General features: G+C 72.6%; 10 protein-coding genes. 6 read left to right on the top strand and 4 right to left on the bottom strand.

All coding sequences use genetic code 11. The features are described 5' to 3' along the window. Positions 1-7 precede the first annotated feature (7 nt). Entirely contained in the window at positions 8-1,009 is a 1,002-nt protein-coding gene (locus tag JIW86_RS10235) for a GlxA family transcriptional regulator (protein ID WP_257553467.1), read from the bottom strand. Positions 1,010-1,158: 149 nt separating this feature from the next. Here JIW86_RS10235 and JIW86_RS10230 point away from each other — a divergent pair, with 149 nt between their 5' ends. Next, positions 1,159-1,749, top strand: coding sequence for an isochorismatase family protein (locus JIW86_RS10230; RefSeq protein WP_257553466.1), 591 nt, complete (start codon positions 1,159-1,161; stop codon positions 1,747-1,749). Here JIW86_RS10230 and JIW86_RS10225 read toward each other — a convergent pair. Next, the gene (locus JIW86_RS10225) at positions 1,735-2,214 is read right to left on the bottom strand and encodes an Lrp/AsnC family transcriptional regulator (protein WP_215146730.1); all 480 of its coding nucleotides are present in this window, start codon (positions 2,212-2,214) and stop codon (positions 1,735-1,737) included. The two genes, JIW86_RS10230 and JIW86_RS10225, sit on opposite strands and share 15 nt — an antisense overlap. 158 nt (positions 2,215-2,372) lie before the next feature. Here JIW86_RS10225 and JIW86_RS10220 point away from each other — a divergent pair, with 158 nt between their 5' ends. The 4 genes from JIW86_RS10220 to JIW86_RS10205 all read left to right on the top strand — a co-directional run bounded on the left by JIW86_RS10220 (position 2,373) and on the right by JIW86_RS10205 (position 10,136). After that, positions 2,373-3,350 carry a DMT family transporter gene (locus JIW86_RS10220; RefSeq protein ID WP_257553464.1) on the top strand — a complete coding sequence of 326 codons (978 nt, stop codon included), beginning with the start codon at positions 2,373-2,375 and terminating at the stop codon, positions 3,348-3,350. Continuing rightward, positions 3,343-4,563: an aromatic amino acid transaminase gene (locus tag JIW86_RS10215; protein ID WP_215146729.1), complete on the top strand. Its 1,221-nt coding sequence runs from the start codon at positions 3,343-3,345 to the stop codon at positions 4,561-4,563. The genes JIW86_RS10220 and JIW86_RS10215 overlap by 8 nt, the downstream gene beginning before the upstream one ends. A 259-nt stretch (positions 4,564-4,822) precedes the next feature. After that, positions 4,823-8,014 (top strand): DUF3376 domain-containing protein, encoded by a 3,192-nt coding sequence (locus tag JIW86_RS10210; protein WP_322975513.1) that lies wholly within the window; start codon positions 4,823-4,825, stop codon positions 8,012-8,014. Between the two features lie 55 nt (positions 8,015-8,069). Continuing rightward, positions 8,070-10,136, top strand: a complete 2,067-nt coding sequence (locus JIW86_RS10205) for a SpoIIE family protein phosphatase (RefSeq protein WP_257553462.1) — start codon at positions 8,070-8,072, stop codon at positions 10,134-10,136. Positions 10,137-10,157: 21 nt separating this feature from the next. Here JIW86_RS10205 and JIW86_RS10200 read toward each other — a convergent pair whose 3' ends face one another. Together JIW86_RS10200 and JIW86_RS10195 are read right to left on the bottom strand one after the other, a co-directional pair. Then, positions 10,158-12,953 (bottom strand): SpoIIE family protein phosphatase, encoded by a 2,796-nt coding sequence (locus JIW86_RS10200; protein ID WP_257553461.1) that lies wholly within the window; start codon positions 12,951-12,953, stop codon positions 10,158-10,160. Next, entirely contained in the window at positions 12,950-13,945 is a 996-nt protein-coding gene (locus tag JIW86_RS10195) for a GlxA family transcriptional regulator (protein ID WP_257553460.1), read from the bottom strand. Before JIW86_RS10195 ends, JIW86_RS10200 begins: the two co-directional genes overlap by 4 nt. 97 nt (positions 13,946-14,042) lie before the next feature. Here JIW86_RS10195 and JIW86_RS10190 point away from each other — a divergent pair, with 97 nt between their 5' ends. Further along, positions 14,043-14,624 (top strand): cysteine hydrolase family protein, encoded by a 582-nt coding sequence (locus JIW86_RS10190; RefSeq protein ID WP_257553459.1) that lies wholly within the window; start codon positions 14,043-14,045, stop codon positions 14,622-14,624. The last annotated feature ends 6 nt before the right edge of the window (positions 14,625-14,630 follow it).

The following is a 14,630-nucleotide window of genomic DNA, read 5'->3' as shown; positions in this document are numbered from 1 at the left end:
CCAGGGTCTACACGGAGGACCGGAACCGGTTGCGGTATTCCGTCGGCGTCGTGTCGAGCTTCCGGCGGAACGCGCGGATGAGGGTGTCGGTCGTGTTGAAACCGCAGGCCGACGCGACGCGTTCGAGGGTGGCGTCCGTGGATTCGAGTTGGTTGCGTGCCACTTCGACGCGGGCCGATTCGATGTAGGCCGCCGGGGTCATGCCCAGTTCCGTCTTGAAGATCCGGGTCAACTGCCGTTCGCTCACGTGGGCGTGCGCGGCGAGGTCGGCGACGGTCAGCTGCTCGGCGATGTTCCGGGTGATGTGGTGGCGCAGGTCCTCGACGCGTCGCGTCGTCGAGACGGGCTCGAGCGGGACGCTGAACTGGCTCTGCCCGCTCGGCCGCTTCAGGTACATCACGAGCTGCGGGGCGACGCGCAGCGCGACGGCCTCGCCGAAGTCGTCGGCCACCAGGGCCAGGGACAGGTCGAGGCAGGCGCTGATGCCCGCGCCGGTCCACACGTCCTGATCGCGGATGAAGATCGGATCGGCGTCCACCTCGATCGAGGGGTGTTCGGCGGCGAGTTGCCGCGCGGTCGACCAGTGGGTCGTGGCGCGCTTGCCGTCCAGCAGCCCGGCGTCCGCGAGGATGTGGGCGCCCACGCAGACGGACGCGACGCGCCGGGCGCGGCCGGCGAGCGCCTTCACCCGGTGGACCACGGTGGGGTCGGTGACGGCGTGCACGCGGCCCTGGCCGTCGATTTCGACCGCGCCGGGCACCAGGAGCGTGTCGATGCTCCTCCCCGACACCTCCCGGAAGGTGGTGTCGGGGAGGATGCGCACCCCGGCGGAGGTGGTGACGGGGTCCATGGTTTCGGCGGCCAGGACGACGTGGTAGCCGGTCGCCTCGTCCACCTCGCGTTGCAGCAGCGCGAACACCTCCGGCGGTCCGGTGACGTCCAGCAGGTCGACGCCGTCGAAGAGGACGACGACGATGAATCGCCTGACGGTGCTGGTGCTGGTGCTCAAGGGGTCTCCGTTCGGCCGGCTCCCACGCGATGTCCGTATCTGCAAGTTGGATGACATTGCCGACACGTCTGGTGGGTCATAGCGTTCCATACGGGGCCGCCGAGTGGTGGCCCGGACCTTTCAACACGAAGCCCGAGGACGGTACTTCCATGGCCACCACCACCCTGCGCGAGCTCAACGGTTTCGATCAGACCCCGGCCTCGCTGGCCGACGCCACGCTGATCCTGGTCGACTACCAGAACACCTACACCCGTGGCGTGATGGAGCTGACGGGCTGGCAGTCCGCCCTCGACTCCGCCGCCGCCCTGCTGGCCAGGGCCCGGGAGGCCGGCACGAAGATCATCCACGTCCTGAACGACGGGGGCGCGGGAACCCCGTACGACATCTGGACCGACATCGGCCGGATCCACCCCAGCGTGGCTCCCGTCGAGGGCGAACCCGTCGTGGTCAAGGCCGTCCCCAACGCGTTCTTCGAAACCGACCTGGGCGAACACGTCGACGCCGCCGGCAACAAGAACGTCATCGTCATCGGGTTCATGACCAACATGTGCGTGACCTTCACCGTGGAAGGCGCGTTCCTGCGCGGCAACCAGCCGACCGTGGTCGCCGATGCCTGCGCGACCCGGCCCCTGCAGACGGTGGTCGCCGACCTGTCCGCCGACCAGATCCACCACAGCGCGCTCGCGACGATCGCCGACCTGTACGGGGTCGTCGTCGCGTCCGGCTCATCGCTGAGCTGAGGCCCGGGGGGAGGGGCGGGGGTAGGTACGGGTCTGCTTGACGCTGCCGTACGCGAAGCTCGACTCGATCGAGGCGATGCCGGGAATGGCGTGGATCCGGTGGCGCACCAGGGCCTCGTACGCCTCCAGGTCCTCGATGACCACGCGCAGCAGGTAGTCGCTGCTCCCCGCCATCAGGTAGCAGTCCTGGATGTGCTCGATGACCGCGACGTGCTCCTCGAAGAGCCGGACCGCCGCCGCGGTGTGGCGCTCGAGCCGGATCCGGACGAAGACGGTGACCGGGAGCCCGAAGGCGACCTGGTCGACCATGGCCGTGTAGCCGCGGATGAGACCCGCCTCCTCCAGCCGCCGGACCCGGCGCAGGCAGGGCGAGGGGGAGAGCCGGACGCGGTCGGCCAGGTCCTGGTTGGACAGGCGCCCGTCGGCCTGCAATTCCCGGATGATCTGCAGATCGACTGCGTCCATGGGCACTCCTCGGCGGATCCTCGGCGATTCTTGGCAGATCCTGCCCCAAACGTATGTCCGAGAGACAGAACTGGCAATCGGCTGCCCCGGCCGAAGCCCTAGCGTTGCCCGGGAACGGACCAGACCGGTCCGGTCTCAGTCAGGCTGGAGCAAAGTCCGTGGTCGCAACGCACATCACCGGGGCGACCGCGCCTCCCCACACGGCGGGCCCGCCGGCCGGAAACCCTGGCCGGCGCAGGCTCTCCCCGCAGACCGAGGGCGTCCTGGCCCTGCTGGTGACCGTGTCGATCTGGGCCGCGTTCGCGCTCAGCGCCCGGGCCCTGAGCACCTCGACCCTCCTGCCGGCCGACGCGGCCCTGCTGCGCTTCGGCGTCCCACTCGTCGTCCTGCTCCCCGCGCTGTGGCGGCGCCGCCACAGCATCGCGGCGGTCCGGCCGGGCCCCGCCCTGAAGATCGTCTGCGGTGCCGGGGTGCCGTTCTTCCTGGCGGCGATGCACGGCGGCGCCCTGACCTCGGCGGCCTTCGTGGGCTCGATCGTCCCCGGGATGGTCCCGCTGTTCGTCTCGGCGCTGATGGCCGCCCGCGGGCACGGCGCACCCCGGGGAACGCAGGCGGCCGGGCTGACGCTGATCGCGGTCGGCGTGGCCGCCCTCGTCTGGCGCTACGTCGTCCCGGTGGACGCGGACGTCCTGGAGGGGGCCGGCACGCTCCTGGTGGCCAGTGGACTGTGGGCCCTGTACACGGTGGGCCTGCGGGACGTGGCCCTCGACCCCGTCGGATCGATCGGCCTGCTGTGCCTGCCCTCCTTCGCGGTCATCGGGCTCCTGGTCCTGACCGGCGTGCTCCCGACGGGCATCGCGCACGCGGCGGGCGGCGACATCGCCCTGTTCCTCGTCGTGCAGGGGCTCGGCGTCGGCCTGTGCGCCGGTCTGCTGTACGCCGTGGCCATCCGCAGGCTCGGCGCCGAGCGCAGTTCGGTCGGCGGGAGCCTCAGCCCCGTGGCCGTCGTCCTGCTTGCCATCCCCCTGCTCGGGGAGACACCGAGCCTCGCCGTGCTCATCGGCGTCCCCCTCATCACCGCCGGCGTCTTCCTCGCCAACCGACGTCCACGACCCAAGGTTCCCGCACATGCTTGAGCTCCTGCCGCCGCCGCCCACCGACCCGCTGTGGGATCTGACCGCCGAATTCGCCGCCGACGAGCGGCCCGAACGCCTTGATCTCGTCCTCGGCGTCTACCGCGACCACACGGGCCGCACCCCCGTGATGACGGCCGTACGCGAGGCGGAGATCCGGCTGGCGGAGCGCGCCGAGTCCAAGGAGTACCGGGGGCTCTCCGGCAACACCGCCTTCAACCGCGCGATGCAGACGATGGTCCTGGGGCCCGAGGCCCCGGCCGGCCGGGCCGTCACCGTCCAGACCGTCGCCGGCTCCGGCGCGCTGCGGCTGCTGGCCGACCTGATCCGCCGCACCCGCCCGGGTGCCACGGTGTGGATCAGCGATCCGGCCTACGTCAACCACCGGCCCATCCTGGAGGCCGCCGGGCTCGAGGTCCGTACGTACGGCTGGCGCGACGCCGAAGGCGGCTTCGACGCGGAGGGCGTGCTGCGGGAACTGAGCGCGGCGCGGCGGGACGACGTCGTCCTGCTCCAGGGCTGCTGCCACAACCCGACGGGGGCCGACCCCACGCTGGACGCGTGGGAGGCGCTGGCCGAACTCGCCGTGCGGGACGGCTGGGTCCCGTTCGTCGATCTCGCCTACCACGGGCTCGGCGACGGCCTGGAGGCCGACCTGCTGCCCACGCGGATCCTGGCCGCGCGCGTGCCCGAGATGCTGATCGCCGTCAGCTGTTCGAAGAACTTCGGGCTCTACAGCGACCGCACCGGCTGCGCCATGGTCCTCGGCACGTCCGCCCGGGCACTGGGGCACGCCGAGACGGCCCTGCAGAACGCGGCCCGCACGCTGTACTCCATGCCGCCCGAGCACGGCGCCGCCGTCGTGACGACGATCCTGGAGGACGACGTGCTGCGGGCCGCCTGGCGGGCGGAACTGGAGGTCATGCGGGGCAGGATTACGGCCAACCGGACCGACCTGACGACCCACCTGAGCGCCCTGGGCCACGAAGCGCAGGCACGGACACTCGCCCAGCAGAAGGGCATGTTCTCGATGCTGCGGCTCACCGCGGACCAGATGCTCGAGCTGCGCCTGCGGTACGCGGTCTACGGCACCACCTCGGGCCGGATCAACATCGCGGGGATCCCCGGTCACCGGATCCCGCGGCTCGCGCAGGCCGTCGCCGCGGTCCTGGACACGGCGCACGCGCCCCGGCCCCTCGAAGGCCTCGCGCTCTAGACACCGGCAGGACAGGACAGTCCCCGGCAGTCTCGCCGCTTCCATGAGCCATCCGCCGTCGCCGATGGCTCCCGTGGATCGCAAGACCTGCCGGGGGCCTGGCCAGAGCCTGGACAAGGGTCACGCGGGCCTCTGGACGTCTCCGGAGGGAGGTGCGGCTCTTTCCGGTTTTCCGGTGTATTGATGAGTTTCCTCCGTATTTCCCGCTAGTCAAGAGAGCCATGGTGCGTCGCATGTGATCCGGGGTGACCCTGAAGGCATGAACGCCACCGGTCGGGGTGCGAAGAGTTCGGAACTAAGGCTGGCTCTTGCCATGAGGGGCGGGGTGAGCCTCGCTGTATGGATGGGCGGGGCCTGCTGTGAGACAGCAGCGCTGCGGCGGGCAGCACCCCGGCCCTCGGGTGCGGAGCCGGAGCCGGGGCAGACCGTCTACCGGGCCCTGCTCGACGCCTGTGACTACGACGACGTCGACATCGACGTCGTCGTCGGCACCAGCGCCGGCGGCCTCAACGGAGTGCTGCTCGCCTGCCACCTCGTCTACGGGATGCCCTTCGGTGAAGGCGTACGGGACGTGTGGCTGCGCCTCGGCGACCTCGAAGGGCTGCTGCGCCGTTCGACCCCGTTCCACGTACCGGATTCGCTGATGCGCGGGGACGAGGTCTTCTACGCAGAGCTGCGCCGGTCGCTCGACCACCTGCTGGCCGAGCCCCAGGAGACACCGCCTCGCCTCGCCCGCTCGCTCCGGCTGATCCTGACGGCGACCCGGCTCAGGCCCCGCCGGGACTGGGTACGGCCCACCCGCGGCGCACCGGTGCTGGTCGGCCGCTCGAATGCCTATTTCCGGTTCCGCCACCGAGCCCCCATGACCGACTTCCCCCGCGGCACCTACGCCAAGTGGGAAGCCCTGAACCGGCTGGCCTTCGCGGCCCGGACCTCGTCCTCGTTTCCGGGAGCGTTCGAACCGGGCAGGATGTACGTCGGCGGCGAGCTGCCGCTGCTAGACGAACCCCCGCGGGTCGACATGCGCGGGGTCAGCAGCGAGACCGGCTACCCCGACGAGAAGCTCAGTGGCTGCGTAGAACTGGTCGACGGGGGCCTGCTCGACAACATCCCGGTGGCCTGGGCGGTCCGTGCCATAGCGGGAACTCCCGTCACGCAGAAGGTCGACCGATGGCTGCTCTTCCTGCAGCCCGTACCGCCTTTCCCGCCGAAACCGGTGAAGGGCGGCAGCCGCCGGGTCACCCGGCTGGTGCGGATGGCGGTGAAGTCCCTGACGGTGAAGACCGGTTCGGAATCCCTGCGCGACGACGCACTCGAACTCCGGGCCACCGAGGCCGCGGCCCAGAATTCGCGCGGCGTCACCGGTGTACTTCCACAGAGCCTTGAGGCCCTGGTCGCCGCAGCGACGGGCAGGACGGCTGCATACCGCTGCACCGTCGGCGCGGCGGAGGCGCAGCGGCTGATCCGGCTGCTGGAGGATCCGGCGGACGTGACCGGTCCGGACCCGCTGCCGCTGCCCGGAGGGCCCGGCCCGCTGGAGCCGTTGGACAAGGGCTCGGGGGAGCGTTCGGCGTCCCTCTTCAGGCAGTTGCGTGCTGCGGAGGGCGAGATCGGGCTCCCCTTCCCGGCGAGGTCGCCGCTGGCCCTTGCCCGTACCGCACGGCTACTCATGGACTGGGTCCGGGCGTACGAGGCCACTGCCGAGACCGTGGACGCTGAGGTGATCGAGGACTGCCGGAATCGCCTGTACACCTACCGGTTCGCCATCGCCACACTCATCGCCGCCCGGGACAGGTTGTTGCTCAGGGCGTACGGCGACGTGCTCGCCGACGGGGAGATACCCTCCGACCCCATCGGCCCGCTGGACTTGGCGAACCGCCGGCTGATCGCCCTGATGCCGGCGGTGCCCCCGGCATGGGAGGGGCAGGGGCCCTGGCAGGCATGGTCGGGAGCGCTGGCCGCGGCCGTCGACGGCGAACCGTGGACGGGGCCGGCCGCCGCCGGCCCCGTGCCGTGGCCAGACGGCCGCTACAGCGAATTGTGGGATCGGTTGGGGGAACTAGGGCAGTTTGTCGGTGAGGCCATGGCCCCACAGATCGTCGACGGATACAAAGCACTCCACGAGGCCACCCTCGGTGACGCACCGCGGATGAAGGGCGCGCTGATGGCCGCCGAAGTGCTGCTCGGCCCTCTGCGCCCGGACCCGCTGGCCGAGGCGACGGACATCAGCTTCCACACGGTCTCCGCCGCAAACACGAGTTGGGCCACGCGCACGGTACTGCCGGACGTGGTCCCGCCCACCACGGAGGGCATGGTCAAGGCCAAGCTGAGCGGCAACCAGCTCAACAACTTCGCCGCGTTCCTCAGCGCACGCTGGCGGCTCAGCGACTGGACCTGGGGGCGGCTGGACGCCGCCGCCTCGCTGGTGTCCGTGGTCGCCACCGACAAACGCCTGGCCGCTGCCTTCGGGGGCGACGGCCCCGACGCTCCCACCGAGGCGGCTCTCGGGGCGTTGATCGCCGGCTCCTTCCCGGAGCCCGAGCGTTTCATGGAGCTCTACGAGGAGGCCCTGGCTTCCGAGGACGAAATGAGCCGGTGGGACCGGGTGCGCGACACGATCACCGCCCTGCGCCAGCGCGAGATCCTCGACCAGGAGCTGCCGCTGATCGCCGCCCTGCACGCGAAGGGCATTCGCGGCGGGAACCGGCCCGTCATCCTCGAGGCGCCGCCGCTGACCACCGCCGAGAACGAGCGGGCCATGAAGGCCTTCCGCGCGATCGGCGCCGAGAAGGTCGGCGCGCTCGCCCGGGCCCGTGACCCGCGCCGGGCCGCCCTGCGGACCGGACTCCTGGCCTGGCCTGCCCTCCAGCCCGCCACGGGGTTCGGGGCCCGGGTGGTTCAAGCGGTGCTCGGGCTGGCGAAGCCGCTGATCTGCCTGGTGCCGCTGGTCGCCGTGCTGGCACCCCTGCCGGCCCTGGGTGCGGCCGCCCTGATGTGGACGGGAGTCGCCTTCAGTACCGGGCAGTGGTCCTCCCTGCCCGGCCACGTCCCTGTCGCCGTCCTCGCCGTGATCGGGCTGGCGGCCTGGGTCTGGCCACGGCTGCGGAACCCCTGGGAGCGATGGCCGGTGATCGTCGGGCTCGCCGCCGTTCCGGGGCTGGCCCTGGCACTGCTGCGCGGCGATCCCGAGGACTCCGTCCACGGATGGCCCATCACGCTGATCGTCGGCGCCGTGTTCGGGCTCGCCGCGGCAGCCCTGTTGTCGGTCGGGACGGACAAGGCGCACTGGTGGCGCGGCGTGCTGGCCGCCCTGTTCGCCGGGGGAGTCGCCGCCCTCGTCCAGTTCGGCCGTGACGGGCTCGGCGGGTGGTGGGCGGCGCTCATCGTGTACGCCGTCCTCTTCGTGGTCACCGCCGTCCATCCCTGGCTCTACCCGAAGCCGAAGCCGTAGCCCTCGGATAGGGTGAATCGGTAGGAATCAGGCCCCCCGGGGTGAGGTCGGTGCGGTGGACACTTACCAGTCGACGAGCGAAGTGCCGGACCCGCCGGCCGCAGCCGTCGGGTACGCGGGCGTACTCCGCGACCTGCTGCCCATCGCCCTGTGGCGCGAGGACGCGGACGGCCGCATCGTGGAGTGGTCGCTCGCCGCCCAGGACCTGCTCGGACACCGTCCCGAGGACATCCTCGGGAGGCCCGGCGCCTCCGTCCTCGTCCCCGAGGCCAACCGCGGGCTCGCCGACGACCTGACCCGCCGCGTCCAGGCGGGCGAGACCGTCGTCGGCACCCTGCCCGTGCGCCACCGCGACGGCCACCGCGTCGTGATGGAGATGTGGATCGTCCCCGCCGCCGACCCGCAGGGCCGTACGGGCGCCATGCTCATCGCCGTGGAGACCTCCGAGGTCCTCCACATGCGGGACTCGCTCGCCGCGCTCCAGAGCCTGTTCACCCAGTCGCCGATCGGCCTCGCCACCCTCGGCACCGACCTGCGCTTCCTCCGCGTCAACGACGCCCTGGCCCGGATGAACGGCATCCCCGCCGCCGCGCACCTGGGCAAACGGCTCACCGAGGTGGTGCCGGGGGTCAATGCCACGGTGCTGGAGGCCACCATGCGCCAGGTCCTCGAACGGGGCACGGCCGTGGTCGACGTCCGCCGCACCGGGCGCACCGCCGCGGACCCCGAGCACGACCGGACCTGGTCCTGCTCCTACGCCCCGCTGCTCGACGGCTCCGGGCGGCCCCTGGGCCTGATCGCCTCCCTCATCGACATCACCGACGGACAGCGGGCCCAGGCCGAGGCCGAACGGGCCCGGCACCGGTTCGCCCTGCTGGCGGAGGCCGGCACCCGCATCGGCACCACCCTGGACCTCCGGCAGACCGCCCAGGAGATCGTGGACCTGCTGGTACCGCAGCTCGCGGACTCGGCCGACGTACAGCTGCTCGAATCGGTCCTGGGCCCCGACGACGCCGCGACGGCCGCGGCCTCCACCCGCGGCGTGATGCGCCGGCTGGCGGCCACCTTTCCCGACCCGGCCGCGCCCACCGCGAAACTCCACGCGGGCCAGACCTTCCAGATCCCCATGGGCAGCGTCTACGAACGGATCATCGCCGAGGGCCGGCCGATGGACCTCTTCACGCCCGACATCCCGGCGCTGATCACCGACCCGCGCGCCGACGCCCTGCGCGCCTACCTCGCCACCCTGGGCTCCGCCCGGATGATCCCGCTGGTCGCCCGCGGGCAGGTGCTCGGCGCGGTCGCGGTGACCCGGCTGCGCGAGCGCGAGCCCTTCGACGACGAGGACCGGGTACTCGTCGACGAGCTGATGGCCCGCGCCGCCCTCAACATCGACAACGCCCGGATGTACACCCGCCAGCGGCACGCCGCCCTCACCCTCCAGCGCAGCCTCACCAACAGCGAGCTCCCGCAGGTCACCGGCCTAGAGCTGACCGGGCGCTACCTGCCCGCCAGCGACCACGACGTCGGCGGGGACTGGTTCGACGTCATCCAGCTGCCCGGCGGCCGGACCGGTCTGGTCATCGGCGACGTCATGGGCCACGGGATCCACGCGGCGGCCGTCATGGGCCAGCTGCGCACGGCGGTACGGACCCTCGCGCGCCTGGACGTGCCCCCGGACCGGATGCTCCGCTCGCTCGACGCCGTGGTGGCCGACCTGGGCGAGGACGAGATGGCCACCTGCGTCTACGCCGTCCACGACCCGGCCTCGGGCGGCTGTGTGATCGCCCGCGCCGGCCACCCGCCGCCGGCCGTGGTCGGAGCCGACGGGACCATCACCTTCCTGGACGGCCCGCCCGGCACCCCGCTCGGCACCGGCGGGCAGGACTTCCGCACCGAAGAGGTGGGCCTGCCCCCGGGGAGCCTGCTCGTGCTCTACACCGACGGCCTGATCGAGGCCCGTGACCGGGACCTCGACGAGGGCATGGCGCAGCTGGCACGGGCGCTCGGAGGGGCCAGGCTGCCGCTCGAGGAGCTGTGCGACGGGATCCTGGAGCAGCTGCTGCCCTGCGATCCGCAGGACGACGTCGCGGTGCTCCTGGCCCGGACCGTCCCGCTGTGACGACGCCGCCGGGTCCGGCCGTCACCAGGCCAGGTCCTCCAGCGCGTCCAGGTCCAGCGGCGCCGGAGCCGGCGGCTCCGCGCCCCCGGTCAGCGGCAGCTCGGCCCAGATGACCTTGCCCCGGTCCGTGTAGCGGACACCCCACCGGTCGGCGTACTGCGCGACGAGGAACAGTCCGCGCCCGCCCTCGTCGGTGGTGGCCGCGTACCGCAGGTGCGGGGAGGTGCTGCTGCCGTCGGAGACCTCGCAGATCAGGCTGCGGTCGCGCAGCAGGCGCACCCGCACGGGCGCGGAGCCGTAGCGGATGGCATTGGTGATCAGCTCGCTGAGGATCAGCTCGGTGGTGAAGGAGATGTCCTCCAGGCCCCAGGCGGCGAGCTGCGCCGCGCCGGCGTTGCGCACGCGGGAGACGGCCGACGCCTCGCCGGGCACCTCCCACTCGGCGATGCGGTCCGACTCCAGCCGCCGGGTGTCGGCGATCAGCAGGGCGATGTCGTCGCTCGGCACCGGGGAGAGCAGGGTGGACAGCACGTCCGAGCAGGCCTGGTCGGGGCTGCGGCCGGGCCGGGACAGGGACTCCCGCAGCAGGGCCAGACCGGTGTCGAAGTCGCGGTGGCGGTCCTCCACCAGGCCGTCGGTGAACAGCACGAGCCGGCTCCCCACGGGCAGCCGGAACTCGGTCGCCTCGAACGGCATGCCGCCGACGCCGAGCGGCAGCCCGGCGGGCAGTTCGGGGAACTCCACCTCCCCGCCGGGGCGGAGCAGGGCGGGCCCGGGGTGCCCCGCGCTGGCCACCACGCACCGCCCGGAGACCGGGTCGTAGACCGCGTACAGGCAGGTGGCACCCGTGATTCCGGCGGGCTCGTCCCCGGTGTCCGTGAGGGATCCGTCCCCCTCGGCCGCGCCGCCGAGGGTGTCGTTCTGGTCGATCCGGTTGATCAGCTCGTCCAGGTGCCCGAGCAGCTCGTCGGGCGGCAGGTCCAGGGTGGAGAAGTTGTGCACGGCGGTGCGCAGCCGGCCCATGGTGGCCGCGGCGTGCACCCCGTGGCCGACGACGTCGCCGACGACCAGTGCCACCCGGGCGCCGGGCAGCGGGATCACGTCGAACCAGTCCCCGCCGACCCCCGCCTTCGCCGGCAGGTAGCGGAAGGCGACGTCCACGGCGGTCAGGTCCGGCAGCACCCGCGGGAGCAGGCTGCGCTGGAGCGCCACGGCCGTCGCGTGCTCGCGGGTGAAGCGGCGGGCGTTGTCGATCGAGACGGCCGCGCGCGCCGCGAGCTCCATCGCGAAGGAACGGTCCTCCTCGTCGAAGGCCTCAGGGGTGTCCGCGGCCCGCCAGAAGTTGGCCATGCCGAGGACCACCCCGCGCGCCTGGAGGGGGACGCTGATCAGGGAGTGCAGCCCGTACCCCAGGGCCTCCCGGGTGCCTTGGGCGTCCTGGGCCCGCCAGCCCATGGCGGCGTTCAGATCCGCCGCGAGCACGGCCTGCCCGGCGTCCAGGGCCGCGGCCATCGGAGCCGTCGGCACGACGAACCGGATGATGTCGCCGACCGGCTGGAGCGGCTGGTCGGTGCGGACCCCGCTCATGGCCGCCCGCCGCATCTCGGTGTACACGCCGGAGGCCGACGAGGGCTCGTCACCGCGCAGCACCGGCTCCAGCAGCTCCACGGTGACGAAGTCCGCGAAGCGGGGGACGGCGACCTCCGACAGCTCCTCCGCGGTCCGCACCACGTCCAGGGTGGTACCGATCCGCACACCGGCGTCGTAGAGCAGCTGGAGCCGTCCGCGGGCCACCTCGGCCCGGCCGGAGACCGCGGCGAGCTCGGTGGAGTCGCGCAGGGTCATGACGGTGCCGGAGGACTGGCCCCCGTACGGCTTGGTGGGCCGGACGTTGACCGCGAGCAGCCGGTCGCCCGCCAGGTGGACCTCGTCCGTCGCGATCCGGCCCGAGGTGAGCAGTTCGGTGGTCCGCGGGTCCAGGCCCAGGTCGGCGACGTGCCGGCCCTCGGCGTCGGGCGGCAGGTTCAGGAGCCGGCGGGCCTCGTCGTTGGCCAGGACCAGCTTGAGGTCGAGCCCGATGATGAGCACGCCCTCGCGGACGGCGTGCAGGACGGCCTCGTGGTGCTCGTTGATCCGGGACATCTCGTCGGCGCGCAGCCCGTGGGTCTGGCGTCCCAGCCGGCGGCTCACCAGGAAGGCGCCGCCCGTGCCCAGCAGCAGGGCGCCCACCGCGGAGCCGACGAGGAGCGGGATCTGGTCGTCGACCGCGTCGGACACGTTCTCCACCTCTATGCCGGTGCCGACCAGGCCCACCACGGCGCCGTCGGCGTTCCGTACGGGCACGACGGCCCGGACCGCGTCGCTGGGCTCGCCGGTGAACGTCTCGATGAAGGACTGTCCGGCCACGGCGCGGGAGAGGTCGCCCGTGGCGCGCTTGCCGATCAGGTCGGGCCGTGAGTCGGTGTACCGGACCCCGTCGGTGCTCATCACGGCGATGAAGTCGACGCCGGAGGCCCGGCGGGCGGCGTCGGCCAGCGGCTGGAGCACGACCGTCGGATTCGGTTCCAGCAGCGCCGCGGGGAGACCGGGGGCGTGCGCGAAGGCCTCGGCGGCCGCCAGCGAGCGGTTGCGCGCGTCGCGCTCGCTGTCGTACCGGGACTGCAGGACCAGGGCCACCGAGGCCGCGGTGATCAGCAGCAGCACGATCACCGCCTCGAGGGCGAAGACCTGACCGGCGACGCCGCGGGCCCCCAGCGACAGGCGCGCCAACAGGCGCGGGCCCCATCCGGTCGGCTGGCGACCAAAACGTCCGGTCATGAGCCCTTTCTAACACTGTCCCGGGGGTTTGGGGGTGGCTGCGCGGCTGCGGCCGCCGCCCGGTACGCGCGGGGGCTGAGGCCGACGTACGAAGTGAAGTGCTGGCGGAAGGTGACCTCACTGGCGAAACCGGCGCGCCGGGCCACCTCCGGGACGGGGTGGTCGGTGCGTTCCAGCAGTTTGCGGGCTTCGTCCAGCCGGTGGCTCAGCAGCCACCGGTGGGGTGTGGTCCCGGTGGCCGCGGCGAAGTGCCGGGCGAAGGAACGCGGGGACATTCCGGCCCAGCGGGCCAGGGTGGCCACGTCCAGCGGTTCGTGCAGATTGCGCAGGGCGCGCTCCCGTACGGCCGCCAGGGTCTCGGCGGTCCGGTCGGCGGCCGGTACGGGCCGGTCCAGGAACTGGGCGTTGTCCCCGGTGCGGAAGGGGCCCGTCACCATGGACCGGGCGATGGCGGCGGCGGCCTCGGCGCCGTGCGCCTCCCGTACGAGGTGCAGGCACAGGTCGATCCCGGAGGCCACCCCGGCCGAGGTCCACACCCCGCCGTCCTCCACGTACAGCGGGGTGTCCTCGACGGCCACCCCGGGGTGGCGTGCGGCGAGCCTGGGAGCCAGCCACCAGTGGGTCACCGCCCGGCGGCCCTCCAGCAGCCCGGCCTCCGCGAGGATGAACGCCCCGGCGCACAGTGCCGCGACCGGGATCCCCCGGGCGTGCGCCTCCCGCAGGGCGGCGAGGGCCGGTTCGGGCGTCGGATCGTCCGGCTCGGCCAGCGCCGGTACGACGACCAGGTCCGCCGTGGCCAGCCAGTCGAGGCCGCGGTCGGGGGTCAGGGTCAGCCCGCCGGGCAGCGGGATCGGCCCGGGCTCCACCGCGCACCGCCGCAGCTCGAAGGACGGCACCCCGCCGCGGCTGCGGTCGGGGCCCCAGACCTCGGTGATCACTGCGAGGTCGAAGCTGCGGATGCCGGGCTGGACGAGGATCGCGACGCGGTGCACGCGGCCATTGTGTCATCCTGCCAGCCTGGCAGGATCCCATCGATCGGCGGCACTGACGCCCCTGTGCCCGCCGTGCCCCGGCGGACAGCATGGAGCCATGACACAGACCGCGATCGAGATCGCTCCCGACAGTGCCCTGCTGGTCATCGACGTTCAGAAGGGCTTCGACGACGCGTCCTTCTGGGGGCCGCGCAACAACCCGGCCGCCGAGGAGAACATCGCGGCGCTGATGGACGCCTGGAAGGCCTCGGGGCGACCGGTGGTGCTGGTGCAGCACGCCTCGCGCGTCGCCGGCTCCGTCCTCGCCCCGGACCAGCCCGGTTACGCCTTCAAGGAGCTGGTCGAGCAGCGCCGGTACGAGTCCCTGCTGGTCACCAAGACGGTGAACTCGGCCTTCTACGGCACCCCGGACCTGGCCGACTGGCTCACGGCCCGGGGCATCGGCCAGGTGGTGGTGGCCGGCATCCAGACCAACATGTGCGTCGAGACCACGGCCCGGATGGCCGGGAACCTGGGCTACGACGTGCTCGTACCCCTCGACGCCACCCACACCTTCGACCTCGCGGGCCCGGAAGGCCTGGCCCTGACCGCCGACGAGCTCGCCACCGCCACCGCCGTCAACCTCCAAGGCGGCAGTTTCGCCCGCGTGGTGACCACGGCCCAGCTGCTGGCCGCGTAGTCCCGG

Origin of the sequence: Streptomyces sp. NBC_00162 (genome assembly GCF_024611995.1) — a bacterium.
GTDB lineage: Bacteria > Actinomycetota > Actinomycetes > Streptomycetales > Streptomycetaceae > Streptomyces.
The sequence above is the reverse complement of the archived record's forward strand: the minus strand, read 5'-3'. Positions and strand labels throughout refer to the sequence as shown.

Bases quoted from the DNA above. Each gene is read 5' to 3' on its own strand.
- JIW86_RS10230 (WP_257553466.1), top strand. From the start codon at position 1,159: ATGGCCACCACCACCCTGCGCGAGCTCAACGGTTTCGATCAGACCCCG.
- JIW86_RS10190 (WP_257553459.1), top strand. From the start codon at position 14,043: ATGACACAGACCGCGATCGAGATCGCTCCCGACAGTGCCCTGCTGGTC.
- JIW86_RS10225 (WP_215146730.1), bottom strand. From the start codon at position 2,214: ATGGACGCAGTCGATCTGCAGATCATCCGGGAATTGCAGGCCGACGGG.
- JIW86_RS10210 (WP_322975513.1), top strand. From the start codon at position 4,823: ATGAACGCCACCGGTCGGGGTGCGAAGAGTTCGGAACTAAGGCTGGCT.
- JIW86_RS10200 (WP_257553461.1), bottom strand. From the start codon at position 12,953: ATGACCGGACGTTTTGGTCGCCAGCCGACCGGATGGGGCCCGCGCCTG.
- JIW86_RS10215 (WP_215146729.1), top strand. From the start codon at position 3,343: ATGCTTGAGCTCCTGCCGCCGCCGCCCACCGACCCGCTGTGGGATCTG.